At 46.4% G+C, this 26,202-nt stretch carries 26 protein-coding genes; 25 read left to right on the plus strand and 1 reads right to left on the minus strand.

Annotated features, from left to right (window positions below; all coding sequences use genetic code 11):
* The first annotated feature begins 4 nt into the window (after positions 1-4).
* From B1A98_RS01630 to B1A98_RS20300, 18 genes are all read left to right on the plus strand, one after another.
* Entirely contained in the window at positions 5-2,683 is a 2,679-nt protein-coding gene (locus B1A98_RS01630) for a cation-translocating P-type ATPase (RefSeq protein WP_063383481.1), read from the plus strand.
* A 75-nt stretch (positions 2,684-2,758) separates the two neighbouring features.
* Positions 2,759-3,634 (plus strand): YicC/YloC family endoribonuclease, encoded by an 876-nt coding sequence (locus B1A98_RS01635; protein ID WP_063383482.1) that lies wholly within the window; start codon positions 2,759-2,761, stop codon positions 3,632-3,634.
* Positions 3,635-3,679: 45 nt separating this feature from the next.
* A complete protein-coding gene (remA, locus tag B1A98_RS01640; RefSeq protein WP_041099879.1) occupies positions 3,680-3,955 on the plus strand; it encodes an extracellular matrix/biofilm regulator RemA in 276 nt (91 codons plus the stop codon).
* Entirely contained in the window at positions 3,952-4,566 is a 615-nt protein-coding gene (gene gmk, locus B1A98_RS01645) for a guanylate kinase (RefSeq protein ID WP_063383483.1), read from the plus strand. The genes remA and gmk overlap by 4 nt, the downstream gene beginning before the upstream one ends.
* 1 nt (position 4,567) lies before the next feature.
* Positions 4,568-4,795, plus strand: coding sequence for a DNA-directed RNA polymerase subunit omega (rpoZ, locus tag B1A98_RS01650; RefSeq protein WP_041099883.1), 228 nt, complete (start codon positions 4,568-4,570; stop codon positions 4,793-4,795).
* A 71-nt stretch (positions 4,796-4,866) separates the two neighbouring features.
* Entirely contained in the window at positions 4,867-6,087 is a 1,221-nt protein-coding gene (gene coaBC, locus B1A98_RS01655; RefSeq protein WP_063383484.1) for a bifunctional phosphopantothenoylcysteine decarboxylase/phosphopantothenate--cysteine ligase CoaBC, read from the plus strand.
* The gene (gene priA, locus B1A98_RS01660) at positions 6,078-8,489 is read left to right on the plus strand and encodes a primosomal protein N' (RefSeq protein WP_063383485.1); all 2,412 of its coding nucleotides are present in this window, start codon (positions 6,078-6,080) and stop codon (positions 8,487-8,489) included. Before coaBC ends, priA begins: the two co-directional genes overlap by 10 nt.
* Before the next feature lie 40 nt (positions 8,490-8,529).
* Positions 8,530-9,015: a peptide deformylase gene (gene def, locus B1A98_RS01665; RefSeq protein WP_063383486.1), complete on the plus strand. Its 486-nt coding sequence runs from the start codon at positions 8,530-8,532 to the stop codon at positions 9,013-9,015.
* On the plus strand, positions 9,012-9,956 hold the full coding sequence (fmt, locus tag B1A98_RS01670; RefSeq protein ID WP_063383487.1) for a methionyl-tRNA formyltransferase: 945 nt from the start codon (positions 9,012-9,014) through the stop codon (positions 9,954-9,956). Before def ends, fmt begins: the two co-directional genes overlap by 4 nt.
* Before the next feature lie 3 nt (positions 9,957-9,959).
* Positions 9,960-11,300, plus strand: coding sequence for a 16S rRNA (cytosine(967)-C(5))-methyltransferase RsmB (gene rsmB, locus B1A98_RS01675; RefSeq protein WP_063383488.1), 1,341 nt, complete (start codon positions 9,960-9,962; stop codon positions 11,298-11,300).
* Complete coding sequence (rlmN, locus tag B1A98_RS01680) at positions 11,300-12,391, plus strand: dual-specificity RNA methyltransferase RlmN (RefSeq protein ID WP_041099895.1); 1,092 nt, start codon at positions 11,300-11,302, stop codon at positions 12,389-12,391. Before rsmB ends, rlmN begins: the two co-directional genes overlap by 1 nt.
* 6 nt (positions 12,392-12,397) lie before the next feature.
* Entirely contained in the window at positions 12,398-13,147 is a 750-nt protein-coding gene (locus B1A98_RS01685; protein WP_041099897.1) for a Stp1/IreP family PP2C-type Ser/Thr phosphatase, read from the plus strand.
* 7 nt (positions 13,148-13,154) lie between these two features.
* A complete protein-coding gene (gene pknB / locus B1A98_RS01690; RefSeq protein ID WP_063383489.1) occupies positions 13,155-15,158 on the plus strand; it encodes a Stk1 family PASTA domain-containing Ser/Thr kinase in 2,004 nt (667 codons plus the stop codon).
* Between the two features lie 54 nt (positions 15,159-15,212).
* Complete coding sequence (rsgA, locus tag B1A98_RS01695; RefSeq protein ID WP_063383490.1) at positions 15,213-16,094, plus strand: ribosome small subunit-dependent GTPase A; 882 nt, start codon at positions 15,213-15,215, stop codon at positions 16,092-16,094.
* A 1-nt stretch (position 16,095) separates the two neighbouring features.
* Positions 16,096-16,752 (plus strand): ribulose-phosphate 3-epimerase, encoded by a 657-nt coding sequence (gene rpe / locus B1A98_RS01700; RefSeq protein WP_063383491.1) that lies wholly within the window; start codon positions 16,096-16,098, stop codon positions 16,750-16,752.
* Between the two features lie 92 nt (positions 16,753-16,844).
* Positions 16,845-17,498, plus strand: a complete 654-nt coding sequence (locus B1A98_RS01705) for a thiamine diphosphokinase (protein ID WP_063383492.1) — start codon at positions 16,845-16,847, stop codon at positions 17,496-17,498.
* A 28-nt stretch (positions 17,499-17,526) separates the two neighbouring features.
* Complete coding sequence (spoVM, locus tag B1A98_RS01710; protein WP_099098601.1) at positions 17,527-17,604, plus strand: stage V sporulation protein SpoVM; 78 nt, start codon at positions 17,527-17,529, stop codon at positions 17,602-17,604.
* A 28-nt stretch (positions 17,605-17,632) separates the two neighbouring features.
* Positions 17,633-17,797, plus strand: coding sequence for a hypothetical protein (locus tag B1A98_RS20300; protein ID WP_158286004.1), 165 nt, complete (start codon positions 17,633-17,635; stop codon positions 17,795-17,797).
* A gap of 84 nt (positions 17,798-17,881) precedes the next feature.
* Here B1A98_RS20300 and rpmB read toward each other — a convergent pair whose 3' ends face one another.
* Positions 17,882-18,070, minus strand: coding sequence for a 50S ribosomal protein L28 (rpmB, locus tag B1A98_RS01715; RefSeq protein WP_041099906.1), 189 nt, complete (start codon positions 18,068-18,070; stop codon positions 17,882-17,884).
* A 250-nt stretch (positions 18,071-18,320) separates the two neighbouring features.
* Here rpmB and B1A98_RS01720 point away from each other — a divergent pair, with 250 nt between their 5' ends.
* The 7 genes from B1A98_RS01720 to plsX all read left to right on the plus strand — a co-directional run bounded on the left by B1A98_RS01720 (position 18,321) and on the right by plsX (position 26,192).
* On the plus strand, positions 18,321-18,683 hold the full coding sequence (locus B1A98_RS01720) for an Asp23/Gls24 family envelope stress response protein (protein ID WP_041099908.1): 363 nt from the start codon (positions 18,321-18,323) through the stop codon (positions 18,681-18,683).
* A 20-nt stretch (positions 18,684-18,703) separates the two neighbouring features.
* Positions 18,704-20,377: a DAK2 domain-containing protein gene (locus B1A98_RS01725; protein WP_063383493.1), complete on the plus strand. Its 1,674-nt coding sequence runs from the start codon at positions 18,704-18,706 to the stop codon at positions 20,375-20,377.
* Between the two features lie 449 nt (positions 20,378-20,826).
* Complete coding sequence (sdaAB, locus tag B1A98_RS01730; protein ID WP_063383494.1) at positions 20,827-21,489, plus strand: L-serine ammonia-lyase, iron-sulfur-dependent subunit beta; 663 nt, start codon at positions 20,827-20,829, stop codon at positions 21,487-21,489.
* Positions 21,490-21,527: 38 nt separating this feature from the next.
* The gene (gene sdaAA, locus B1A98_RS01735; RefSeq protein ID WP_063383495.1) at positions 21,528-22,415 is read left to right on the plus strand and encodes an L-serine ammonia-lyase, iron-sulfur-dependent, subunit alpha; all 888 of its coding nucleotides are present in this window, start codon (positions 21,528-21,530) and stop codon (positions 22,413-22,415) included.
* Positions 22,387-24,462, plus strand: coding sequence for an ATP-dependent DNA helicase RecG (gene recG / locus B1A98_RS01740; protein WP_082821603.1), 2,076 nt, complete (start codon positions 22,387-22,389; stop codon positions 24,460-24,462). The genes sdaAA and recG overlap by 29 nt, the downstream gene beginning before the upstream one ends.
* Positions 24,463-24,609: 147 nt before the next feature.
* Positions 24,610-25,191: a transcription factor FapR gene (gene fapR, locus B1A98_RS01745; protein ID WP_041099918.1), complete on the plus strand. Its 582-nt coding sequence runs from the start codon at positions 24,610-24,612 to the stop codon at positions 25,189-25,191.
* Positions 25,191-26,192 carry a phosphate acyltransferase PlsX gene (gene plsX, locus B1A98_RS01750; RefSeq protein ID WP_063383496.1) on the plus strand — a complete coding sequence of 334 codons (1,002 nt, stop codon included), beginning with the start codon at positions 25,191-25,193 and terminating at the stop codon, positions 26,190-26,192. The genes fapR and plsX overlap by 1 nt, the downstream gene beginning before the upstream one ends.
* Positions 26,193-26,202 lie beyond the last annotated feature (10 nt).

Below are 26,202 nucleotides of genomic sequence, written 5' to 3' on the forward strand. Positions count from 1 at the left end.
GGAGATGAATTTTCACGAGCTGAAACAAGAAGAAGTAGAGACAAAACTTCAGACAAGCATTCAGCGCGGATTAACAACAGAGGAAGCACGAAGGCGGAAGGAGCAGTATGGGAGCAATGAGCTGACAGAGGGAAAGTTGCCTTCCGCCTGGGTGGTGTTTATCCGTCAGTTCAAGGATTTCATGGTTCTTGTGCTCATTGCAGCAACGGCCATCTCCGCTTTAATGGGGGAGTACATTGATTCTGTCGCCATTTTTGCCATTATCATTATTAATGGCGTTCTTGGGTTTTTCCAAGAAAGAAAGGCAGAAAAATCACTGCAGGCGCTGAAGGAGTTATCTGCTCCGCAGTCGCTTGCTTTACGTGACGGAGAATGGAAAAAAATAAACTCCGCTGACCTGGTAGCAGGGGATATATTAAAATTTTCTGCAGGAGATCGGATCGGAGCAGATGTCCGGCTGCTTGAAGCAGCCAATCTGGAAATCGAAGAGTCGGCAATGACCGGTGAATCTGTTCCTGTAGAAAAGCATGCTTCTCCGCTGAAAGGAGAAAATCCGGCGCTTGCCGATATGAAAAACATGGGGTTCATGGGCACTCTCGCTACCCGTGGAAGCGGAATCGGCGTCGTCACAGCTACCGGAATGAAAACAGCGATGGGCAATATTGCTTCTATGCTGCAAGCGGCGCAACGATCGGAAACCCCGCTTCAGCGCCGGCTTGAACAGCTCGGCAAAATATTAATTGCGGCTGCCTTATTGTTAACGGTCCTTGTAGTGGCGATCGGTATTATTCAAGGCCACGAATTGTATACGATGCTGTTAACAGGGGTGTCACTCGCTGTTGCTGCTATACCGGAGGGGCTGCCGGCCATTGTAACAGTTGCCTTGTCGCTTGGTGTTCAGCGGATGATCAAACAAAAAGCGATCGTCCGTCAGCTGGCAGCTGTCGAAACATTAGGGTGCACGACTGTCATTTGTTCGGATAAGACGGGAACGATGACGCAAAATCAAATGACGGTCACTGACGCTTGGAGCGAAGGGAGACATTGGAGTATAAGCGGGAAAGGCTACGAGCCGAAGGGGAAATTCTTTGAAGAAACAAAGGAAGTGTCCCCTGCTGCCGAAAAAAGCTTATACCAGCTGCTGACGTTCGGACTGCTTTGCAACCATGCGGAATTAAAAGAAAAAGAGAAGGAATTTGTCATTCAGGGAGACCCGACAGAGGGAGCCTTGCTGACAGCTGCCTTCAAGGCTGGATTAAGCCGGGATCAATTAGCAAAGACATTTACAGTAGAGCAGGAATTTCCTTTTGATTCGAAAAGGAAGATGATGACCGTTATCGTGAGAGATGCACAGGGCCAGCGTTTTTCTGTGACAAAAGGGGCTCCGGACGTTTTAATGGGAAGAAGCGATTATGTTTTGTGGGAGGAGAAAAGGCAGCTTTTCTCCAAGCTATACAGGCAAAAAACAGAAGAGATGCTGCAAAAGCTTGCAGGAAGAGCGTTGCGGGTCATCGCTGTTGCTTACAAACCGTTAAAGGCAGCAGATACATTTCGCGATGCAGAGCAAGTTGAATCCGGCATGACATTTATCGGCATGCAAGGAATGATTGATCCGCCCCGGCCTGAAGTAAAGCAGGCCATCGCGGAATGCCGGCAGGCGGGCATTCGCACGATTATGATTACCGGCGATCACAAGGAAACGGCGGCTGCCATTGCCGGCGATTTAGGGCTTGCGAGCAAGCATTCAGATATTTTGGATGGAAAAGCGCTCAGTGGAATGACGGATAAGGAGATGGAGGACGCCGCCGAGAAAACATCCGTGTATGCCCGGGTTTCGCCGGAGGATAAACTGAAAATTGTCCAAGCGCTGCAAAAGAAAGGGCACATCGTAGCGATGACGGGGGACGGGGTAAATGATGCCCCGGCGATCAAAACAGCAGACATTGGAATCGCTATGGGCATCACCGGGACGGATGTTGCCAAGGAGGCCTCTTCTTTAGTATTGGCTAACGACCATTTTGCCACAATTAAAGCAGCAGTAGAAGAAGGGCGGAACATTTACGAAAACATCCGTAAATTTATCCGCTATTTATTAGCGTCAAACGTTGGGGAAATTTTAGTTATGCTCTTTGCGATGATTTTAGGGCTGCCTCTGCCGCTTGTCCCCATCCAAATCCTATGGGTGAATTTGGTGACAGATGGCCTGCCGGCGCTGGCTCTCGGGCTCGATAAAGCGGAAGAGGATGTAATGAAACGGCCGCCTAGGCATCCGAAAGAGGGCGTATTTGCCAGAGGCCTGGCATGGAAAATTATTTCCCGCGGCTTTTTAATCGGAGCAGCTACACTCATCGCTTTCATCATTGCTTACCAGCAGCACGCGGACAATCTTATGTATGCTCAGACAGTAGCCTTTGCGACACTCGTAACGGCACAGCTGATCCATGTGTTTGATTGCCGGAGCGAAAAATCGGTGCTAGCCCGCAATCCGTTTGGGAATATGTATTTAATTGCAGCCGTTATTTCCTCCTTCCTGCTGATGGTGGCTGTTATTTATATTCCGCAGCTGCAAACAATCTTCCATACAACACCGCTCGCTCCAAGAGAATGGCTGCTTGTTTTTGGAATTGGCGCTATCCCGACATTTTTGCTGGCTGGATCATTTTTTGCAAGAAAAAGAAAATAGAATATGATACAATATGAAAGGTAGTAGAGTGAACTCTATTGCCTTTTTATTATGTCGACAGGATGTGAGTGGCTGATGGTAACGAGCATGACAGGGTTTGGCAGAAGCAGGATAAAATCAGCCGATTGTGCGGTGGTTGTGGAAATGAAGTCCGTCAATCATCGGTTTAGTGAATTTCAAATAAGAATGCCAAGGCAATTAATAAAAATTGAAGATAAGATAAAGAAGGAACTGGCAACATACATACAAAGAGGACGGGTAGAGCTGTTTGTCACAATTGAAGGAGAAGGACTGACGCACCGCACCCTGCAAGCAGACTGGCAGCTGATAGATGAGTTCGTCCGCCTAATGGGGCAAATAGCAGAAAAATACGGTTTTCCAGGAAAGCCTGACTTGAAGGATTTGCTGCAGCGGCCGGATTTTATTACAATCGAAGAAAGCGAAGAGGAAAACTCCGCATTGGAGAAGCTGGTTCTGGAAACGGTTGTGTCCGCAGCGGAGCGGCTGCATGAGATGCGCCAGGCAGAGGGACAGGAGCTAAAGAAGGACCTTCTTGTTTTATTATCCGGTTTAGAGCAGCGGCTTTTCGATATTAAAGAGCGAGCGCCGATCGTGATTGAAGCCTACAGCCAGCGGCTTGAACGGCGGATGAAAGAAATAGCGGCCGGGGCTTTTGATCAAGACCGGCTGGCAACAGAAGTAGCTGTATTTGCGGATAAATCGGATATACACGAAGAATGCATCCGGCTTGAGAGCCACATTCAGCAATTTCGCCAGGCGCTTGACCATGAAGGCCCAATTGGCCGCAAGCTTGACTTTATGATTCAGGAAATGAATCGCGAAGTGAATACGATCGGCTCCAAAGCGAATGATTCAATGATCAGTTCAGCTGTGGTTGATCTGAAAACAGGTCTTGAAAAAATGAGAGAGCAAGTGCAAAATATCGAATAATACGAGAGTGTAGACAATGTCTATTTTCTTAATTGGAGGAACTTTATGTCCATTCCATTTATTAATATCGGATTTGGCAATATTGTATCTGCAAATAGGATTGTATCTATCGTCAGTCCGGAATCAGCACCGATTAAGCGTTTTGTTCAGGAAGCGAGAGACGCAGGCACGCTGATCGATGCGACATATGGAAGAAGAACGAGAGCGGTGCTAGTAATGGACAGCGATCATGTGATTTTATCGGCTGTCCAGCCGGAAACGGTTGCCCAGCGAATTCTCTCCACAGAAGAAGTAACTGAAGAAGGGCAGGGAAAGGCATGAAAGAAAAAGGTTTGCTGATTGTTTTATCAGGGCCTTCCGGAGTGGGAAAGGGAACAGTAAGAAAAGAAATTTTCTCACAGCCGGATGTTAAGTTTGAATACTCGATTTCAATGACAACGCGTGCTCCGCGTACAGGAGAAGTAGATGGCGTAGATTACTTTTTTAAATCAAGGGAAGAGTTTGAACAGCTGATTGCTGAGGGCAAACTGCTTGAGTATGCAGAGTTTGTCGGCAACTACTACGGCACTCCGGTTGATTATGTACGGGAAACGCTTGATGCGGGCCGTGATATTTTCCTTGAAATTGAAGTGCAGGGAGCCCAGCAAGTGCGAGAGAAGTTTCCAGAAGGGCTATTTATTTTCCTGGCCCCTCCAAGCCTGTCTGAGCTTCACAGCCGTATCCTCACGCGCGGAACGGAGAGCGATGAGGTGATCAAAGGCCGAATGGAAAAAGCACGCAAGGAAATTGAAATGATGAATTTATATGATTACGTTGTGGAGAACGATGAAGTAGAAAAGGCGTGCAGCCGCATTCAATCGATTATTGTGGCCGAGCATTGCCGCCGGGAACGTGTACAGCACCGTTATAAAAAAATGTTGGAGAGTGATTAATATGCTATACCCTTCTATTGATAATTTGTTAACAAAAATTGATTCAAAATATTCCTTAGTCAGCATCGCTGCTAAACGTGCGCGCAGCCTTCAAGAGAACGACTCGACGCAGCTGCTCGATTCTTATGTTTCTCATAAATATGTTGGCCGTGCTCTTGAGGAAATTTATGCTGACCAGCTCATGATGAAAGAAAAAGACCAAGATCAGATTTATGATGACGAAGTATAAACAGCTTCAGAAATAACAACCTTTGGAAGGTTGTTATTTTTTTACTTAAGCAAAGAATTGGAGGGTTCATCGTGTTAAGTGGAAAGAAAATTTTGCTTTGTGTAACCGGAGGCATTGCTGTTTATAAGGCAGCGGCATTAACGAGCAAAATGGTGCAGGCAGGAGCTGAAGTGAAGGTGGCAATGACCGCTTCTGCTTGTGAGTTTGTCACACCGCTCACTTTTCAGGCGCTGTCCCGTAACGATGTCTACACAAACACATTTGATGAAAAGCACCCGGAAGTCATTGCTCACATCGATTTGGCTGACTGGGCTGACCTGATTATCGTAGCTCCAGCTACCGCTAATATGATCGGAAAGCTTGCTAATGGAATAGCAGATGACATGATTTCAACCACTCTGCTGGCTTCCACGGCGCCTGTGTGGATAGCACCTGCTATGAATGTGCATATGTACGAGCATCCGGCCGTACAGAAAAATCTCGCCGTACTTGCCAGCTTCGGCTGGCAGTTTATTGAGCCGGGAGAAGGCTTCCTTGCCTGCGGCTATGTGGGAAAAGGCCGTTTAGAAGAGCCGGAAAAAATCGTCGGTCTGATGGAACAATTCTTTAAACAAAAAGAAGAGCAGCCGCTGAAAAATAAAAAGGTCATGATTACTGCGGGGCCAACGCGTGAAATTATTGACCCTGTACGCTTTTTGACGAACCGATCCACTGGAAAAATGGGATATGCATTAGCCGAGGCTGCCAGAGATATGGGAGCTGACGTGTATTTAATTTCAGGTCCTGTTGCTATCGATCCGCCGCGGGGAGTGGAAGTGAAAAAGGTGGAGAGCGCTGAGGAAATGTATCAGGCAGTCATGGAAAAGTTCTCTGCAAGCGATATCGTCATCAAAACAGCAGCTGTCGCTGATTACCGTCCCAAGGTTGTCTATGAGGAAAAAATGAAAAAGCAAGACGGTGACTTAACCATTGAAATGGAACGCACAAAAGATATTTTAAAAACGCTTGGCCAGGAAAAAACGCATCAACTGCTTATTGGCTTTGCGGCAGAGACGGCTAATGTGGAAGAATATGCGCGCAAAAAACTGCAGACGAAGCAGGCGGATATGATTGTAGCGAATAATGTTAAGCTGGCCGGGGCCGGATTCGGTGCCGAGACGAATATCATTTCTATTTTTAAAAAAGATGGCACCCAGAAAGACTTTGACTTAATGACCAAAAAAGCAGCAGCAAGAGAAATTTTATTGGAGGCAGCGGCCGATTTGCAAAAGGGTGAACATGTATGCAAGTAGCGAGCGTCATCGTGGATGTAGCAGCGAGGCAGACCGATAAAGAGTTTGATTATAAGATCCCGGAAAAGTGGGAGGGGCTCATTCAGCCCGGTATGAGGGTTATCGTTCCGTTTGGCCCGCGAAAAATCCAAGGATTCGTTACAGCATTGAAAAATGCCTCAAGCGCCAAAAAACTTAAGTCGATTATTGAACCTATGGACTTGCTGCCCGTATTAAATCCGGAGCTTTTGAAGCTTGCTGACTGGCTCACGGAAACGACACTTTGTTTTAAAATTTCAGCTTATCAGGCGATGCTTCCTGCTGCGATGAAGGCAAAATATGAAAAGGTCTTCCGCCTCAGAGAAGCAGCAGCGTCTATGAATGAAGAACTCCTCAGCTTGTTTCACCGGCATGATGAAATCACTTGGGAAATGGCGGAAAAAGAGGGCCTGCTTGCGGCTTTGCGTCAAGAAGTGAAGGCGAACCGGGCGGAGCTGATTTACAAAGTAACAAGCAAGGGAAAGAAAAAGAGCATTCGCATGATTGGACTGGCCTTATCAGACGATAAGCTGGCTGACAGCATGAACGCTCTTTCGGCAAACGCGCGCAAACAAAAAGATGTGCTGAGTTATTTACAGGCCGCGGAGCTTCCTTTGCTCCCCGCAAAAGAAGTGATGGAGCAAACCGGCACCTCGAACGGCACACTAAAAACCTTGATCGAGAAAGGACTGCTCGTGGAGCGTTATCAAGAAGTCTATCGCGATCCTTATGAGAACAGGCAATTTGAGCAAACAGAACCGCTTCCGCTTACGGACCAGCAGCAAACGGCGATTGCTCCTATTCTAGGATCAATAGAAGATGTGCGGCATGAAACATTCCTGCTTTATGGAGTCACTGGCAGCGGAAAAACAGAAATTTATTTGCAATCGATTCAACGTGTATTGGAAAAAGGGAAAGAAGCGATCGTTCTTGTGCCAGAAATCTCGCTCACGCCGCAAATGGTCCATCGTTTCAAAGGGCGTTTTGGCGATGATGTCGCCGTCCTGCACAGCGGATTATCGGCCGGGGAAAAATATGATGAGTGGCGCAAAATTCAGCGTAAAGAAGTAAAAGTCGTTGTAGGTGCGCGGTCAGCTGTGTTCGCCCCCTTTGAAAATTTGGGAATCATTATTATCGATGAAGAGCATGAAACCAGCTATAAGCAGGAAGAAAATCCTCGTTATCACGCGCGGGAGACAGCAATTGAAAGGGCGAAGTTTTATCAGTGCCCCGTCATTCTCGGCAGCGCCACCCCGTCTTTAGAAAGTTTTGCCAGAGCCCAAAAAGGAGTGTATCAGCTTTTGTCGCTGCCTAATAGGATGAACAACCAGCGGCTCCCGGATGTCGAGATTGTTGATATGCGTGAAGAGCTGCGCCATGGCAACCGTTCCATGTTTTCGCGCGCGCTGTTTGAGAAGCTGACAGACCGGCTGGAGAAAGGCGAGCAAACCGTTCTTTTTCTTAACCGGCGCGGCCATTCGTCTTTCATTATGTGTCGGGACTGCGGCTATGTCGCTGGATGTCCCCATTGTGATATTTCTTTAACGTATCACCGGTATAGCCATCAGATGAAGTGCCACTATTGCGGCTTTGAAGAGCCAGTTCCTTCCACTTGCCCTGAATGCCAAAGTGAGCACATCCGTTATTTTGGCACCGGCACACAAAAAGTGGAGGATGAATTAGGCAAACTGCTCCCGCAAGCGCGGGTGGTGCGCATGGATGTTGATACGACAAGCCGAAAAGGTTCTCATGAAAAGCTGCTCCAGCAGTTTGCGGAAGGAAAAGCGGACATTTTGCTGGGAACACAAATGATTGCCAAGGGGCTTGATTTTCCAAACATTACGCTTGTCGGGGTGCTGAGTGCGGATACGATGCTCCATATCCCTGACTTTCGCTCTGCAGAAAAGACCTTTCAGCTGCTGACGCAGGTCAGCGGCAGGGCTGGGAGGCACCAGCTTCAAGGGGAAGTAGTCATTCAGACGTACACACCTGACCATTACAGTATTCAGCTGGCCGGCAGGCAAGACTATGACCAATTTTACAAGGAAGAAATGGTCATGAGGAAACTGGGCAGCTATCCGCCATTTTACTATTTGGCTCTAGTTACTGTCAGCCATGAGGATCTGCTGGCAGCATCAAGCGCAACGGAGAAAATTACTCACTATATTCAAGCCCGCTTGTCCAATGAGGCGATTATTCTTGGCCCGGTTGCTTCGCCGATTGCACGGATCAATAATAGATATCGTTACCAATGTTTGATAAAATACAAACGGGAACCAAAGCTGAACCATGTTTTAAAGTCAGTGATGGAGCATTATACAAAGCAGCATAATGATAAAGGTCTGCAAGTGGCAGTAGATGTAAATCCCTTTATTATGATGTAGAAGACGAAGCTGCTTGGTTGATCATTAGGGAGGATTATTTTTGGCACACTTACCTATCGTATATTACCCGGACGCCATTCTTGAGAAGAAATGCGAGCCGGTTACCGAATTTGATAAGAAATTAAAGAAGTTAGTACAGGATATGCACGAGACAATGATTGCAGCAGATGGCGTAGGCCTCGCAGCTCCCCAGATTGGAAGGGACCTGCAGCTTGCGATTGTTGATATTGAAGATGACCATGGGCTGATCACGCTGATCAATCCTGTCATTGAGGAAGCAAAAGGAAGCGACACAGATGTTGAAGGCTGTTTAAGTTTTCCGGGTTTATACGGCCACGTTACCCGTCCTTCTTATGTAAAAGTGAAAGCCCAAGATATAAAGGGCCGTTTTTTCACACTGAAGGCACAAGGTTTTTTAGCGCGCGCCATCCAGCATGAAATCGATCATTTGCACGGCGTGTTATTCACGTCCAAAGTAGAGAAGTATGTGTCGGAAGAAGAATTAGAAGCGGAGGAGATGTCATGACAAAGATCGTATTTATGGGGACGCCTGACTTCTCTGTTCCGGTGTTAAGAACGCTGATTTCAGAGGGCTACTCTATTCAGGCGGTAGTCACTCAGCCGGACCGTCCAGTTGGCAGAAAACGGGTGTTGACACCCCCGCCGGTAAAGGTGGAGGCAATGAAGCACGATATTCCAATATTGCAGCCCGAAAAATTAAGAAATTCAGAAGAATTGCAGCAAATTATTCACTTGAAGCCTGATGTGATTGTCACAGCAGCTTACGGGCAGCTTTTGCCAAATGAGCTGCTTGATGCGCCAAAATTTGGCTGTATTAATGTGCATGCTTCCCTGCTTCCGGAATTGCGCGGCGGTGCCCCGATTCATTATGCGATTCTGCAAGGAAAGAAAAAAACGGGCATTACCATTATGTATATGGCGGAAAAACTGGATGCCGGGGATATCATCAGTCAAACCGAGGTTATAATAGAAGAAACAGATCATGTCGGCAGTCTTCACGATAAATTAAGCGAAGCCGGTTCAAGGCTGTTAGCGGAGACATTGCCTAAGCTGCTGGCAGACGAAGTTTCGCCAAAGAAGCAGGACGAATCACAAGCCACTTTTGCCTCCAATATTAAAAGGGAGCAGGAGAAAATTGACTGGAACAAAGCCGGCGAAGAAATTTATAATCACATTCGCGGCTTGCACCCATGGCCGGTTGCTTATACGACGCTGGACGGCCAAGTGATCAAAGTCTGGTGGGGAGAAAAAGTACAGGCGGCTACAGGCGCTGAACCGGGAACGATTATAGAATTGACAGCAGACGGCTTCGTTGTTGCTGCCGGAGATGAGACGGCTATTCTAGTGACAGATATACAGCCGGCCGGGAAGAAGCGGATGTCCGCGGAACAATATTTAAGAGGGGCAGGTTCACACTTGACCCCAGGCAAAAAGTTAGGGGAATAAGTAATGAAGCAAAAGAAGAAATCGGTGCGGGAATTAGCCCTTGATTTGCTGGAATCTGTAGAAAAAAATCAGTCATACAGCAACTTGCTGCTTCATTCAGCCATCGAAAAAAATAGTCTCTCCGGCAGGGATGCCGGGCTTTTAACCGAAATTACGTATGGAACGATTCAGCGCAAGTACACTCTCGATTTTTTTCTGGCGCCGTTCATTAAGAAAAAACCGGAGCCATGGGTGCAGCAATTGCTGCGGCTCTCTTTATATCAAATGGTTTATCTTGATAAAGTGCCGGAACGCGCCGTGATTCATGAAGCAGTCGAGATTGCAAAAAAACGGGGACATAAGGGGATTGCCGGTCTCGTTAATGGTATTCTTCGTTCAGCGCAGAGAAATGGTTTGCGCAGCTTTTCAGAGATTAAAGATGAGGCGGAACGAATTTCGATTGAAACGAGCCATCCCTTGTGGCTTGTTCAGCGCTGGATGTCACAGTTTGGGGCTGAGAAAACGAGAGAAATGTGCGAGATGAACTTGACAGCGCCGATGCAGACCATGCGGGTCAATGAAACAAAGGCGGATAGGGAAGAGGTGCTTCAACGCTTGGAAGCGGAAGGCTTTGAAGCAGAGCCAAGTACTGTTCTTCCGGAAGCTGTGCGCATTTTAAAAGGAAATGCGGCCCGCTCCTCTGTGTTTGAGAGCGGAATGGCAACGATTCAAGATGAAAGCTCTATGCTTGTCGCTTATGCGCTGGATATTGAGCCGGAGGAAAGAATTTTGGATGCTTGTGCGGCTCCTGGAGGCAAGACGACTCATATTGCCGAAAAGTTAGGCAACAGCGGCTCCGTATCAGCTCTTGACTTACATGAACATAAAATGAAACTCATTCAGCAAAATGCGGAGCGGCTGGGATTGACAAATATTGAGACGAAGGCGTTAGACAGCCGCAAAGCCGGAGACGTATTTCCGCAAGAGAGCTTTGACCGGATTTTAGTGGATGCCCCGTGTTCAGGGCTTGGCGTTTTGCGCAGAAAGCCGGATATTAAGTATGCCAAGGCAGAAGGGGACCTTTCAGCGCTGCAGAAGGTTCAACTAGATATTTTACATGCGGCAGCGCCCCTTTTGAAAAAGGGCGGTGTGCTCGTTTACAGCACATGTACGGTAGATAGGGAAGAGAATGAAGGTACAGTGAACCAGTTTTTGGCAACCCATACTGATTTTGAACCGGCAGCATTGACAAATTTGCCGCCTGCTATTCAGCCGTTGGCCGATCAGCACCTGCTTCAGGTTTTTCCGCAGGACTTTGGCGGGGACGGATTCTTTATCAGTAAATTACGAAAGAAGGTGCAGTAATGGAGCAAGCAAGAACAGCAAAAGAAATAACAGAGAACGAGCAGCAGCTGCCATCCATTTATTCACTGCAATTGCAGGATTTAAAAGATTGGCTGAAAGAACAAGGAGAAAAACCGTTCCGGGCGGAACAAATTTTTGACTGGCTGTACAAAAAACGGATCACCTCTTATGAAGAAATGTCCAACCTTTCCAAGGAGCTTCGGGAAAAGCTGACCGCTCATTTTGCCATTACGACGTTAAAAACCTTGATCCAGCAAGAATCTTCTGACGGAACCATTAAGTTTCTGTTCGAGCTTCATGACGGTTATTCTATTGAAACCGTTCTAATGCGCCATGATTATGGGAATTCTGTTTGTGTAACGACTCAAGTCGGCTGCCGCATTGGATGCACATTTTGCGCTTCAACCCTTGGCGGCTTAAAGCGTCATTTAGAAGCAGGAGAAATTGTTGCTCAAGTCGTAAAAGTACAGCAGGCACTTGATGAAAAAGACGAGCGTGTCAGTTCGGTCGTTATTATGGGGATTGGTGAACCGTTTGATAATTATGACCAGATGCTTGCCTTTCTTAAAATTATTAATCATGAAAAGAGCTTAAATATCGGAGCCCGTCATATTACTGTTTCGACGAGCGGCATCATTCCGAAGATTTACAAATTTGCTGATGAAGAAATGCAAATTAACTTTGCCATCTCTCTCCATGCTCCGAATAATGAGCTGCGCACGAAGCTGATGCCAATTAATAAAGCTTACAAATTACCGGATTTAATGGAAGCTGTCCGTTATTACATTAACAAGACGGGGCGGCGCATCAGCTTTGAATATGGTTTGTTTGGCGGAGAAAATGATTCAGTTGACCATGCGATTGAACTGGCCGAATTGATTAAAGGATTGAAGTGCCATGTGAATTTAATTCCGGTTAACTATGTGCCGGAGCGCGATTATGTGCGTACGCCGAAAAATAAAATTTTTGAATTTGAAAAGACATTAAAAGACCGCGGCATCAATGTAACCATTCGCCGCGAGCAAGGACATGATATTGATGCGGCCTGTGGACAGCTGCGAGCGAAAGAACGGTCAGAAGAAACGAGGTGAGCCCCTATGGACTCTGTTTTTCGGACAGATAAAGGCCGGATTCGTCCTCATAATGAAGACAACGGCGGAGTGTTTTTGAATGCGGCGGGCGACCGCCTGGCTATAGTTGCTGATGGCATGGGCGGCCATAATGCCGGGGATATTGCTAGTCATATGGCTATTGAAACGATGAGATCATTATGGACAGCAGTCGAAGCAATCGAAACGGCCAGCCAGGCGGAAAGCTGGCTGAAAACAGCTATTCTGCAAAGCAATGAAAAAGTATTGGCCCATGCAAAAGATGTTCCTGAGTGCAGCGGGATGGGGACTACACTTGTTGCTGCTATATGCACAGCCAGCTTTTGCACGATTGCCAATATCGGAGACAGCCGCGGTTATTTATTCAACGAGAGCGGCTTTACCCAAGTGACGGAAGATCATTCGCTTGTCAATGAACTTGTCAAATCTGGCGAAATTACAAAGGAAGATGCGGAGCATCATCCCCGAAAAAATGTATTGACCCGTGCACTCGGCACAGAGCGTGATATCATGGCTGATTACTACACCGTGATGTTTGAACAGGGAGATGCGCTTCTTCTATGTTCAGATGGCTTATCCAATAAACTGGCACAGCAAGAAATGCAGCGGATTTTAGAAGCCGAGCTTTCCATTGAGGAAAAAGCTGAATCCCTCATCCGAATGGCAAATGAAAACGGAGGAGAAGACAATATTACTCTTGTGATCCTCGAACATTCTGCTGGCCTTGAAAGCAGGTGAGACCAGTATGTTAATCGGAAAGCGGCTGGGCGGCCGTTATAAGATCATTAAAATGATTGGCGGCGGCGGCATGGCCAATGTGTATTTGGCGCAGGATATCATTTTGGAAAGAGAAGTCGCCCTGAAAGTGCTGCGGCTGGACTTCGTAAATGAAGAAGAATTTATCCGGCGTTTTCAGAGAGAAGCGCAATCAGCTACGAGCCTCGTTCATCCGCATATCGTCAATATTTACGATGTGGGAGAAGAGGAGGGCATTAATTATATCGTTATGGAATACGTGGACGGGATGACGCTGAAGCAGTATATCCAGCAGCATTCGCCGATCCCGGTTGAAAAAACAATCGATATCATGAAGCAGCTGGCCTCAGCTATTGCTTTTGCCCATCATAATTCCATTATCCATCGGGATATCAAGCCGCACAATATATTGATGGACCGGGAAGGCAATGTGAAAATTACGGATTTTGGCATTGCTATGGCGTTAAGTTCTACGTCTATTACGCAGACGAACGCGGTTCTTGGCTCCGTTCACTATATTTCCCCCGAACAAGCACGGGGAGGCATGGCTACGAAAAAATCAGATATTTACGCTTTGGGAATTGTAATGTTTGAATTGCTCACGGGGCAGCTGCCGTTTTCGGGAGAATCGGCTGTATCGGTGGCACTTAAACATTTACAAGCTGAGACACCATCGGTTAAAAGATGGAATCCGGCGATTCCGCAAAGCGTAGAGAATATTGTATTGAAAGCGACTGCGAAAGACCCTTTTCACCGGTATGCGAGTCTCGAAGAAATGGAGCAGGATCTAGCGACAGCTCTTGACCCAGACAGAGCAAACGAAGAAAAGTTTTCCATCAACGAGGACGATGAAAAAACGAAAGCCATTCCGGTCATTACAGACAGTGAGCTTTCTAAAGGGCTTGACACGACGATTGTTCATCCTGTTGAGCCGAAAGACGGACAGCCGCCGCAAAAAGCAAAAGAGAAGAAAAAGCGGAAACGAGGGCCTGTCGTTTTGGCTGTTTTCCTTCTGCTTGCCGCTTTGGCTGCTGCAGCGGTTATTTTCAGCCCTTCGTTATTTGGTCCCAAGGAGGTCGAGGTTCCAGATGTCAGCGGCAAGGAGCTTGATGAAGCAGTGTCCCGGCTTGTAACTGATGGTTTTAAAGTTGGAAAAACAAAAAAGCAATTCAGCGATGAAGTACCTGAAGGAGTAGTCATTAAAACCAATCCGGCAGCCGGGCGAACGATACAAGAGGGCGATACAGTCAATATTTATATCAGCTCAGGAAAAGCAACAGTCTCCTTTGCTGACTATCGCGGCAAATCCTTCGATGAGGTGAAAGCCGAGCTTGAAAAGGCCGGATTTAAGAAAGTGGAACAACAAGTGGTCCATGATGAGGAAAGCGAAGCCGGCACGATTATTGACCAGGATCCGGAGCCGGATAATAAGGTGATCCCTGAAGAGACCACGGTTACTTTCACAGTCAGCAACGGCCCGGAAAAGATTCAGCTTATCGACTTAACGGATTATAATGAAAAAAGTTTAAAAGATTACGCTGAGTCAACTGGCTTAAATGTCGTTATTATGAAGGAAGATTATTCAGATTCCGTAGCCAAGGGACTGGTTATTTCTCAATATCCAAGCAGCGGGACCTCTCTTAACAAAGGCGATAAGGTGCAGGTGACGATCTCTAAAGGCAAAAAAGAAATACCGCCGAAAACAGTGACCAAAGAAATTACGATTCCTTATGAGCCGGAAGCGGAAGGTATGCCGCAGGAAGTGCAAATATATATAGAAGATATGAACCACAGCATGACAGAGCCATTTGAAGTGCTGACCATTCATGAAGATTTAAAGAAAACATTAGAATTTGTTTTAACGAAGGAAAGCAAAGCTGGTTATAAAGTGATTCGCGATCAAAAAGTGATCATTGATGAAACCATTCCTTATCCAGAAGATACAGAAGAGATGACGGCGGAAGCGCCGAATTCGTCTAAGAACGCAGAATAAGGAGCGCCGGCGGACAGCTGTTTGCCGGCAAGTAGTGAAAAGAGGAGGAACGGGATGCCTGAAGGGAAAATAGTGAAAGCGCTGAGCGGATTTTATTATGTGTCAACGAATGGCCGGATTATCCAATGCCGAGGCAGGGGAGTGTTTCGGAAGCGAAAAGTCTCGCCCCTTGTTGGAGATTTTGTAGAATTCCAAGCGGAAAACGATTTAGAGGGATATATTTTAGCAATTGAGGAAAGAAAAAACGAACTCGTTAGACCGCCGATTGCGAATGTTGATCAGGCCATTCTTGTTTTTTCTGCTGCCAGACCAGAGTTCAGCACAGCCCTGCTTGACCGTTTTCTCGTTTTGATTGAATCAAAACAAATAGAGCCGCTTATTTGCATTACGAAAATGGATCTTCTAAATGAAGAAGAGGAAGCGGCTATTGACGGTTATGCAGCAGACTATCGTTCATTCGGATATGAAGTCATTCTTACTTCTTCAGAAAACTTAGCTACTCTTGCTGAATTAAGAGTTCATTTAGAAGGGAAAACGTCAGTATTTGCAGGGCAATCCGGTGTTGGCAAATCTTCATTATTAAATGCTCTCAAGCCGGAACTGTCATTGAAAACAGACGATATTTCCGATTCTCTTGGCCGAGGAAAGCATACGACGCGGCACGTGGAATTGATCAACGTTGAAAATGGGCTGGTTGCTGATACACCAGGGTTTAGTTCTCTGGAATTGACTGAAATTGAGGCGGAGGACCTTCCGCAGTATTTTCCTGAAATGGTTGAACGCAGTCACAATTGTAAATTTAGAGGCTGTTTGCACATTAACGAGCCAAAATGTGCCGTGAAAGCGGCCGTTGAGAACGGAGAAATTCCTTCTTACCGCTATGAGCATTATTTGCAATTTATGGATGAAATTAAAGAAAGAAAGCCGAGGTATTGATATGGTAAAGATTGCCCCATCGATTTTGTCAGCTAATTTCGCCAAGCTGGGAGAAGAAATTAAAGAAGTAGAGGCAGGCGGAGCAGATTGGATTCATGTTGACGTAATGGACGGACATTTTGTTCCAAATATTACGATCGGGCCGCTGATTGTGGAAGCGGTCCGGCCTGTTACAACGCTCCCGTTGGATGTACATTTAATGATTGAGAATCCCGATCTCTATATTGAAGCTTTTGCAAAGGCGGGAGCTGATTATATTACTGTACATGCCGAGGCTTGTCCGCATTTGCACCGAACGATTCAACTTATTCGTTCGTTTGGGGTAAAGCCAGGGATAGTCTTGAATCCGGCCACTCCGGCTTCTGTATTGGAATATATTATAGAAGATATTGATCTTGTTTTATTAATGACAGTGAATCCTGGCTTCGGAGGCCAGTCCTTTATTCATTCGGTCGTGCCGAAGATTCAGGAAGTAAAACAGATGATTACGGAGAAAGGGCTGGATGTGCTGATTGAAATCGACGGCGGCGTAAATACAGAAACGGCAAAGCTGTGCACAGATGCAGGCGCAGATGTGTTAGTAGCTGGATCAGCTGTCTATAATAAAGCCGACCGGAAGCAGGCGATTACCGACATTCGGTTGTCGACTACGATGTAAGTAGGATGACAATAGAGCCGTTTGATGCGGCTCTATTTGTTTCTGGAAGCATCACAGGGATACGGAGGTTTTAGATTGGAGGTGGCCAGGTATTGAAAGTAATAATAGCAGCCGGCGGACCGGAAAAGGAATTGCCTGATATGAACGCCTTTGATGAAGGCGATGTTTACTGGATTGGGGTAGATCGGGGAACAGTATATTTACTGAACCGGGGAATTACCCCTCAAGCTGCATTTGGGGACTTTGATTCTGTTTCTAAAGAAGAGTGGAATTATATCCAGCAAGAAGTCAAGAGTATACATACTTTTCCTGCTGAAAAAGATGAAACGGATTTGGAGCTTGCTTTACAATGGTCGCTTTCGCTTCATCCCAAGCAGTTGACTGTTTTAGGAGCAACCGGAGGCCGGCTTGATCATTTTTTTGGAACGGTGAGCTTGCTTGCAAATAAGAAGGTAGTTTCCGATGATCTGGAGGTGGAGGTCGTTGACCGTCTGAACCGCCTGTCGGTTTGTCACGGGCCGGTTAGAAGAAAGGTGTGGCAGGACCCGGCCTACAAATATTTTTCTTTCTTCCCGGTAACGAAGGAAGTAAAAGGGTTGACGCTCGAAGGCTTTAAATATCCGCTGGCGGACCATACTGTGCAATTGGGGTCGACGTTATATGTAAGCAATGAATTAGAGGGAGAAAGTGGTACTTTTTCTTTTACAGACGGCATATTAATGGTGATAAGAAGTTCTGATGATTGAGCAGCTTTAAATTGGAGGGGTGGCAATCATGAAATTTTATACCATTAAACTGCCTAAATTTCTTGGCGGGCTCGTCCGGGCAATGCTTGGAACACTGAAAAAGTAGAGGCAGGCCATAACAACAGATAGATGAAATGAACAATGAAAGCGCCGGACTGGCTCCGGTCAGCACATTCGCTTTTCTGTGCTGCCATGTTTCATTTTTATTAGAAAAGGGGAGTGCGTGCCAGGAGCCGGGCGCTAAGCTGGATGAAAAGCAGCAGCGCCTGCGCCGGCGCACGCACAAATTTCCTCGATGAGCGAGCCCATCATGTGGTGGCTAATCGTTTTTCAATAGAAAAAACCGGCTGATACCAGCCGGTTTTCTTCTGTTGGAAAGCTTATTATACGCGCTCTACTTTTCCGGATTTTAACGCTCTTGCAGAAACCCAAACACGTTTAGGTTTGCCATCTACTAAAATGCGAACTTTTTGCAGGTTGGCCCCCCAAGTACGCTTATTTGCGTTCATAGCGTGGGAACGAGTGTTGCCGGAACGAGCTTTACGGCCTGTTACAACACATTTTTTTGGCATATTATTCACTCCTCACCGTTGAAGCTGAAAAGATGGTTTCAATACTTCATGATATTCTGAAAGATACTTTAATAATTTACCATACAACTTTTTTAAATGCAACTGTTCTTGAAAAGTCTTTCAAGAAAAAAACCTTGACATCCTCCTGCTTCTTTTGAAATGATATAGTGCGGGTAAGTGTTCCTTTTAAAACAAAGGCAAGTATAGTAAAATGTCTGTAGCTTACAACCAATTTTAAGGGGGGGTCCCAGTGGCCATTGAGCTTAGAACAAAATACGGACAGATTGATATTTCAAATGATGTGATCGCCATGATTGCCGGTGGAGCAGCAATGGATTGCTATGGTATTGTGGGAATGGCATCAAAAAAACAAATAAAAGACGGACTTACTGAAATTTTGCGCCGGGAAAACTTTGCCCGCGGTGTGATCGTACGCCAAGAAGAAGACCAAGTATTTATTGATATGTACATCATTGTCAGCTATGGAACTAAAATATCAGAAGTAGCCAATAACGTGCAATCGAAAGTAAAGTATACGCTTGATCAGACGGTCGGTTTGTCTGTTGATGCAGTAAATATTTTTGTGCAAGGGGTTCGCGTGACGAATCCGTAGAGTGTGAGGAGGAAAGATTCGTGTCAATTACTTCATTGGATGGAAAGCGGTTTGCCGCCATGGTTCAGGCGGGGGCCGCTCATTTATCAGCCCATGCCGACATGGTCGATGCGCTGAACGTATTTCCTGTTCCTGACGGAGATACAGGAACAAATATGAATTTGTCCATGACTTCGGGAGCGAAGGAAGTTCAGCAAAATGCAACCATTCATTTCGGCAAGACCGCAGCCGCTTTATCTAAAGGACTGCTGATGGGAGCACGCGGAAACTCAGGTGTTATTCTGTCCCAGCTGTTTCGCGGCTTTGCCAAATCAGTTGAACAGAAGCAGGAAATAACAAGCAAAGAGCTGGCCCAGGCTTTCGAAGCTGGGGTTGAAACTGCCTATAAGGCTGTGATGAAGCCTGTAGAGGGAACGATTTTAACGGTAGCTAAAGATGCCTCCAAAAAAGCGGTCGCTATGGCGAAAAAACAGCCGGATATCATCGCTGTAATGGAAGGGCTCGTGGAAGAAGCAAAAGCCTCCTTAGCGCGGACGCCGGAATACTTGCCTGTGCTAAAGGAAGTAGGCGTTGTAGATAGCGGCGGACAAGGGCTGCTGCTTGTGTATGAAGGCTTCCTGGCAGAACTGAAGGGAGAAAAGCTTTCCGAAACAGCCGGTATTACTCCGAATATGGAAGAGCTTGTGAGTGCAGCGCATCATAAAAATGTTCAAGGCTTTATGGATACATCAGCCATTGAATTTGGCTATTGTACAGAATTTATGGTTCGTTTCGAAGAGGACAAGCTGAAGCAAAGCCCGTTTTCTGAAGATAAATTCCGGACGGATTTAAGTGAATATGGAGATTCCTTGCTTGTTATTGCTGACGAGGAGATTGCTAAAGTGCACATTCATTCCGAGCAGCCAGGCGAGGTATTAACGTACGGTCAGCGTTACGGAAGCTTAATCAACATGAAAATTGAAAATATGCGCCAGCAGCATAGCGCGATTGTCGGCGCCCCGGCAAAAGAAGCGGTCGCGGCGGTCCCGAAAGCCAAGCGGGAAATCGGCATTGTGACGGTTTGCATGGGCGAGGGAGTTGCCAAGCTATTTGAAAGCTTGGGAGCATGTGCCGTTATCGAAGGCGGACAAACGATGAATCCGAGTACGGAGGATATTGTAAAGGCGATTGAAGAAGTAAACGCCGACAAGGTGATCATTCTGCCAAACAATAAGAATATTATTATGGCAGCTGAGCAGGCAGCTGAGGTAGTGAATATGGAGGCAATCGTTGTTCCTTCGAAAACGGTGCCGCAAGGGATGTCCTCTTTGTTGGCTTTTAATTCTGAAGCCAGCCTTGAAGAGAACAAATCAGCTATGACAGCAGCGCTTGCTCATGTGAAAACTGGACAAATCACTTTTGCCGTTCGCGATACGAATATTGACGGCGTTGAAATTGCCAAAGATGATTTTATGGGAATCGCTGATGGGAAAATTCTGTTAACAGATAAAAATAAAGTAGCTGCGGCAAAACAGCTTCTTCAAGAGATGATTGATGAAGAAGCGGAAATCGTAACGATCATTTACGGAGAAGATGCCTCTGAAAAAGAAGTGGAAGAAGTAGCCCGCTTTATTGAAGAAAGCTTTGAAGAAGTGGAAGTGGAGATTCATAACGGCAAACAGCCGCTTTATTCATTTATCTTTGCAGTGGAATAATAAGTGGTTCGGAAGGAGATCCTTCCGAACCACTTTTCGTTTTTTTAATCGTTATCAAGTTAGTTGAGAGAAAGATAGACCTCTCTCTAGTCGATGATTCTCTGATACCAGCTAGTCTAAAGCGACCCTAATTTTGTCCATCCTGTTGATTGGAATGAAAGGCGAGAAGACTCCTGCGGAAAGCGAAGCGCCTGGAATGGAAATCAACAGCCTTCATCCACAAGCAAACTAAAAAAGACGGCGTGCAAACTTCAGTTTTCATTGAGTTTGTCTACGGTCTGAAGGAAGAGAAGCGCTCTCCCTTCCTCTTTGTGTGCATTTTCAGCCTGATCATAGTAAAATAAAGAGGATTGTTGCTATCATAACCAAGCCTTTCAGCGGCTGGGTTTAAAGGGTATATAGATAGGCCAGCTAGTTTGAAAACAATCAGCACTAAAGGAGGCGGCAAGGTGAAATATAAAAGCGTGTTTGACATTATCGGACCAATTATGATCGGTCCTTCAAGTTCGCATACGGCCGGAGCGGCAAGAATTGGCCGGGTAGCCAGAAGCTTATTTGGCAGAGAACCGCAATGGGCGGTTATTTCTTTTTATGGTTCATTTGCCGAAACGTTTAAAGGACACGCAACGGATGTGGCCATTGTCGGCGGCCTTCTTGATTTTGATACGTTTGATGAACGAATTAAGAATGCATTGGAAATTGCTAAAGAGCAAAACATAGATATACAGTTTGTAAAAGAAAAGAGCATTCCGGATCATCCGAATACGGCCAGGGTCCGAATTGGAGACGACCGTTCAGAAATGGAGCTCGTCGGCATCTCCATTGGAGGCGGAAAAATAGAAATTACTGAATTAAACGGCTTTGAACTTAAGCTAACAGGTCATCATCCAGCAATTCTTGTTGTTCACCATGACCGATCAGGTGTTATTGCAACCGTTTCCAATGAGTTGGCTAAGCACGACATTAATATCGGCCATATGCAAGTGTCCCGAAAAGGGATTGGAGAAATGGCCTTGATGACGATTGAAGTTGATCAGACGATCAGTGAGGAAGTATTAGAAGAGATTCGACGCTTGCCTCATATTACACAAGTAGCAAGAGTGGCTGATTAACAAGCCCCTTAATCCAGCTAAGAGGAGGAATGGTCACTTTGTTTAAAAACGCAGCTGAATTAGTTAAATTGGCTGAAGACCGCCAAAAGAAGATTTCCGACCTTATGATTGAACAGGAAATGGAAGTATCGGGAAAACCCCGCGAGGAAATTATGGAATTAATGGGGAAAAATCTGGATGTGATGGAACAGGCTATCGAGCGGGGATTAAAAGGGGTTCATTCTCTTTCTGGCTTAACCGGGGGAGATGCTGTGCTGCTGCAGCAATATATTCAAAAAGGAAATACGCTGGCAGGTCCTCTCTTGCTTGATGCCGTGAGTAAAGCCGTTGCTACCAATGAGGTAAATGCAGCTATGGGAACGATTTGTGCCACACCAACTGCAGGAAGCGCGGGAGTTGTTCCTGGCACCCTGTTTGCGGTACAAGAGAAGCTTCAGCCTTCCCGTGAAGAGAAGATCTGTTTTTTATTCACAGCCGGGGCCTTTGGATATATTGTAGCCAATAATGCGTCTATTTCCGGGGCAGCGGGCGGCTGCCAGGCTGAGGTTGGTTCTGCTTCCGGCATGGCAGCTGCGGCGATTACAGAAATGGCAGGCGGCACACCATCACAGTGTGCGGAAGCCATGGCCATTACGTTAAAAAATATGCTCGGACTTGTGTGTGATCCTGTAGCCGGGCTTGTAGAGGTCCCTTGTGTGAAAAGGAATGCCATGGGCGCAGCCAATGCCATTGTAGCGGCAGATATGGCGCTGGCCGGCATCACGAGCCGGATTCCTTGTGATGAAGTGATTGATGCCATGTATAAGATAGGCCAGACGATGCCTTCCGCTTTGCGGGAGACGGCCGGCGGCGGTTTGGCAGCCACACCTACCGGGCGTAAATTGGAGGCGAAAATTTATGGAGTACCGCTCCAGTCCCGAGATTAACTTATCACCGCTCTTGCAGCCGGTAGATGTGTTAAAAGGGATCGGCAAGGAAACAGCTCTAACATTAAACGAGCTGGGAATTAAAAGCATTAAAGACTTAATTGAGTTTTTTCCGTCCCGTTATGAAGATTACCGGCTGAGAGACTTAGCTGAGGTCGGCCATGAGGAACGGGTAACGGTAGAGGGGAAGGTTCATAGCCAGCCGTCCTCTATGTTTTATTCAAAGAAAAAATCACGCTTAACTTTTAAATTGCTGGTTGGTCGCTATTTAGTCACTGTGACCTTTTTTAACCAGCCTTATTTGAAAAGCAAGATCAATATAAATGATACTGTAACGATTACAGGGAAATGGGATAAGCATCGGCAAACGATTACTGCCCAGCACTTTGCGGCAGGCCCCCATAACCAACAAGGCGATTTTGAAGCGGTCTATTCATTAAAGGGGTCGCTGTCGCAAAAGAATTTCCGCAAATACGTCGGACTCGCCCTGTCTCAGTATAGTGAGCATATAGAGGAAACTCTTCCGAAAAAAACTCTCCAACAGTATAAATTGCTGCAACGCCGGGAGGCATTAAGGTCGCTTCATTTCCCGGCATCCGAAAGGGAAATGAAGCAGGCGAGGCGGCGCTTTGTTTTTGAAGAGTTTCTTTATTTCCAGTTAAAGATGCAGGCATTGCGCAAATTCGAAAGGGAACATTCAGCAGGAATTGCCCAAGCCTACGATATTCATAAGCTGAAACGTTTTATTCAATCGCTCCCTTTCTCGATGACTAATGCCCAAAAGAGGGTAGTGAACGATATTTGTGCTGATATGAAATCGCCGTACCGCATGAATAGGCTCCTTCAGGGAGACGTTGGAAGCGGAAAAACGGCGGTGGCCGCTGTTTGCCTGTATGCGAGCGTCACGGCCGGTTTTCAAGGCGCGTTGATGGTGCCGACAGAGATTCTGGCAGAGCAGCATGCTGAATCACTCAGTCAGCTGTTTGAAAAAATGGATGTAAATATCGCTCTGCTTACAAGTTCAGTGAAGGGAAAACGGCGAAAAGAACTGCTGGCACGCCTAGAATCCGGGGAGATCGATATTTTGGTCGGCACGCATGCGCTCATTCAGGAAGAAGTGAGCTTCCATCGCCTCGGTTTAGTAATCACGGATGAACAGCATCGCTTTGGTGTGAATCAGCGCCGCATTCTCCGCGAAAAAGGAGAAAGTCCTGATGTTCTTTTTATGACGGCTACCCCTATTCCGCGGACGCTGGCGATTACGGTGTTCGGTGAGATGGATGTGTCCATCATTGATGAAATGCCGGCTGGAAGAAAGGAAATTGAAACCTATTGGGCCAAGGAGGAAATGCTCGATCGCGTACTTGGTTTTATGGAAAAAGAGCTGGTCAAAGGCCGGCAAGCCTATGTGATTTGTCCGTTAATCGAAGAATCGGAAAAGCTTGATTTGCAAAACGCGCTCGATGTTCATGCGCAGCTCGTTCAATACTTTCATGGCCGCTACCAGGTCGGCTTAATGCACGGCCGGCTTCCTGCAGAGGAGAAAGAGACGGTAATGAAGGCTTTTACAGAGCAGCAGGTGGACGTTCTAGTCTCTACTACGGTAGTAGAAGTCGGGGTAAATGTGCCAAATGCAACGATGATGGTCATTTATGATGCAGAGCGGTTCGGCCTTTCCCAGCTTCACCAGCTGCGCGGGCGTGTTGGCCGGGGAAGCGAACAATCTTATTGTATTTTGCTGGCTAATCCAAAGACAGAGATTGGCCAGGAGCGCATGAAGATTATGACGGAAACAAACGACGGGTTTGTGTTGAGTGAGAAAGATTTAGAATTAAGGGGACCAGGTGACTTTTTTGGGAAAAAACAAAGCGGCCTTCCTGAATTTAAAGTAGCTGATATGGTGCATGATTACCGGGCGCTTGAAGTGGCCAGAGAAGATGCGAAGCGGCTGATTGAATCGCAGGCGTTTTGGAAAGAGAAAGAGTATGAGCCGCTGCGCCAGCATTTGGAGGAATCCGGCGCCCTTTCTGGTGAGAAGCTAGATTAGTAAGGTGTCAACTGCTGGCTGCCAAGGGGAGCAAGGAAGACTCGCGTTCGCTGATAGCGCGTGAGAATGCAAGTTTTTCCTTGCATTCTCTTTTTTTTGCTTTTATACTACTGTTAGTACCTAGTCCTAATATCGGATGGTGTAAACATGAGACGTACAAAAAAAGAAAGACAGATTCAGTTGCAGGAAACAATTGCTGATAATCCATTTATAACAGATGAAGAATTGGCTGAGCAGTTTCAAGTGAGTGTGCAAACGATCCGTTTGGACCGAATGGAACTGTCAATTCCGGAGCTGCGGGAAAGAATTAAACACGTAGCAGAAGAGAGACTGACTAATGAAGTCCGGTCATTGCCGATTGAAGAAGTCATCGGTGATGTTGTTGATATTGAATTGGATAAGAGTGCCATTTCTATTTTTGATGTAAAAAGAGAGCATGTCTTTACTAGAAATGGAATCGCCCGCGGACATCATGTATTTGCTCAAGCGAATTCTCTTGCTGTAGCGGTGATCAACGATGAATTGGCTCTGACTGCCAAAGCCAATATTCGTTTTAAGCGGTCGGTTTACGAAGGAGAACGAGTTGTGGCTAAGGCAAAGGTCATTGATATACAAGCAGCGAATGACCGGACGATTGTTGAAGTGAACAGCTATGTCGGTCAAGAGCTTGTTTTTCAAGGTGAATTTACTATGTACCGTTCCAATATGACAACAGGGGATGAAGGATAATGAAGATAGCAATAGATGCAATGGGCGGCGATCATGCACCGAAGGAGATCATTCTTGGCACAAACAAAGCATTGGCAGAAATGCCGGACCTAAAAGTGCTGATTTACGGGGATGAAAAGCAGATCGCTCCCTTGCTGACGGCAAATAGCCGGGCAAAAGTAATACATACAGATGAAGTCATTCTTGGAACCGATGAACCAGTGCGGGCTGTACGCCGCAAAAAAAATGCTTCCATGGTCATGATGGCACAGGCAGTCGCCGATGGAGAAGCGGCTGCTTGTGTGTCTGCCGGCAATACAGGAGCCCTAATGGCTGCCGGGCTGTTTGTTGTGGGCCGCATTGATGGAATTCAGCGTCCGGCTCTCGCTCCGACTTTGCCGACCGTTGACGGCAAGGGGTTTGTGATGCTTGACCTCGGAGCGAATGTCGATGCCAAGCCGGAGCATTTGCTCCAATATGCCATTATGGGTTCGATTTACGCGGAAAAAGTACGAGGCATCGCGAGACCGCGTGTGGGCCTGTTAAATATTGGAACGGAAGAGAAAAAAGGAAACGACTTAACTAAAGAAGCGTTTGTGTTGCTGAAACAGCAGGAGGGGCTCCACTTTGTCGGCAACGTGGAATCCCGGGATTTATTAAACGGTGTGGCTGATGTGGTGGTGACAGATGGCTTTACGGGCAACATGGTGCTCAAAACAATTGAAGGCACAGCTTTATCGGTTTTTTCCATGTTGAAGACGGCCCTGACCTCTTCTTTGAAAGCAAAATTGGGAGCTGGTTTGCTGAAAAATGAGCTTTACAGTTTAAAAGATCAAATGGATTATACCGAGTATGGGGGCGCTGGGTTATTCGGCTTAAAAGCCCCTGTGATTAAAGCGCACGGTTCATCCAATGCCAATGCTTTTTATAATGCCTTAAAGCAGGCGTATTCGATGGCAGAAGCCGATGTCCCTTCTAAAATTGCAGAAGCGGCGGGAGTAGTGTCATCAACAGATAAGTGAGGAGGAAGTA

Origin of the sequence: Pseudobacillus badius, assembly GCF_002189605.1 — a bacterium.
Taxonomy (GTDB): domain Bacteria; phylum Bacillota; class Bacilli; order Bacillales; family Domibacillaceae; genus Pseudobacillus; species Pseudobacillus badius.

Coding starts and splice junctions, on each gene's coding strand:
- B1A98_RS01630 (WP_063383481.1), top strand. CDS start 5: ATGAATTTTCACGAGCTGAAACAAGAAGAAGTAGAGACAAAACTTCAG.
- B1A98_RS01635 (WP_063383482.1), top strand. CDS start 2,759: ATGGTAACGAGCATGACAGGGTTTGGCAGAAGCAGGATAAAATCAGCC.
- remA (WP_041099879.1), top strand. CDS start 3,680: ATGTCCATTCCATTTATTAATATCGGATTTGGCAATATTGTATCTGCA.
- gmk (WP_063383483.1), top strand. CDS start 3,952: ATGAAAGAAAAAGGTTTGCTGATTGTTTTATCAGGGCCTTCCGGAGTG.
- rpoZ (WP_041099883.1), top strand. CDS start 4,568: ATGCTATACCCTTCTATTGATAATTTGTTAACAAAAATTGATTCAAAA.
- priA (WP_063383485.1), top strand. CDS start 6,078: ATGCAAGTAGCGAGCGTCATCGTGGATGTAGCAGCGAGGCAGACCGAT.
- fmt (WP_063383487.1), top strand. CDS start 9,012: ATGACAAAGATCGTATTTATGGGGACGCCTGACTTCTCTGTTCCGGTG.
- rsmB (WP_063383488.1), top strand. CDS start 9,960: ATGAAGCAAAAGAAGAAATCGGTGCGGGAATTAGCCCTTGATTTGCTG.
- rlmN (WP_041099895.1), top strand. CDS start 11,300: ATGGAGCAAGCAAGAACAGCAAAAGAAATAACAGAGAACGAGCAGCAG.
- B1A98_RS01685 (WP_041099897.1), top strand. CDS start 12,398: ATGGACTCTGTTTTTCGGACAGATAAAGGCCGGATTCGTCCTCATAAT.
- pknB (WP_063383489.1), top strand. CDS start 13,155: ATGTTAATCGGAAAGCGGCTGGGCGGCCGTTATAAGATCATTAAAATG.
- rsgA (WP_063383490.1), top strand. CDS start 15,213: ATGCCTGAAGGGAAAATAGTGAAAGCGCTGAGCGGATTTTATTATGTG.
- rpe (WP_063383491.1), top strand. CDS start 16,096: ATGGTAAAGATTGCCCCATCGATTTTGTCAGCTAATTTCGCCAAGCTG.
- spoVM (WP_099098601.1), top strand. CDS start 17,527: ATGAAATTTTATACCATTAAACTGCCTAAATTTCTTGGCGGGCTCGTC.
- B1A98_RS20300 (WP_158286004.1), top strand. CDS start 17,633: ATGAACAATGAAAGCGCCGGACTGGCTCCGGTCAGCACATTCGCTTTT.
- rpmB (WP_041099906.1), bottom strand. CDS start 18,070: ATGCCAAAAAAATGTGTTGTAACAGGCCGTAAAGCTCGTTCCGGCAAC.
- recG (WP_082821603.1), top strand. CDS start 22,387: ATGGAGTACCGCTCCAGTCCCGAGATTAACTTATCACCGCTCTTGCAG.
- fapR (WP_041099918.1), top strand. CDS start 24,610: ATGAGACGTACAAAAAAAGAAAGACAGATTCAGTTGCAGGAAACAATT.
- plsX (WP_063383496.1), top strand. CDS start 25,191: ATGAAGATAGCAATAGATGCAATGGGCGGCGATCATGCACCGAAGGAG.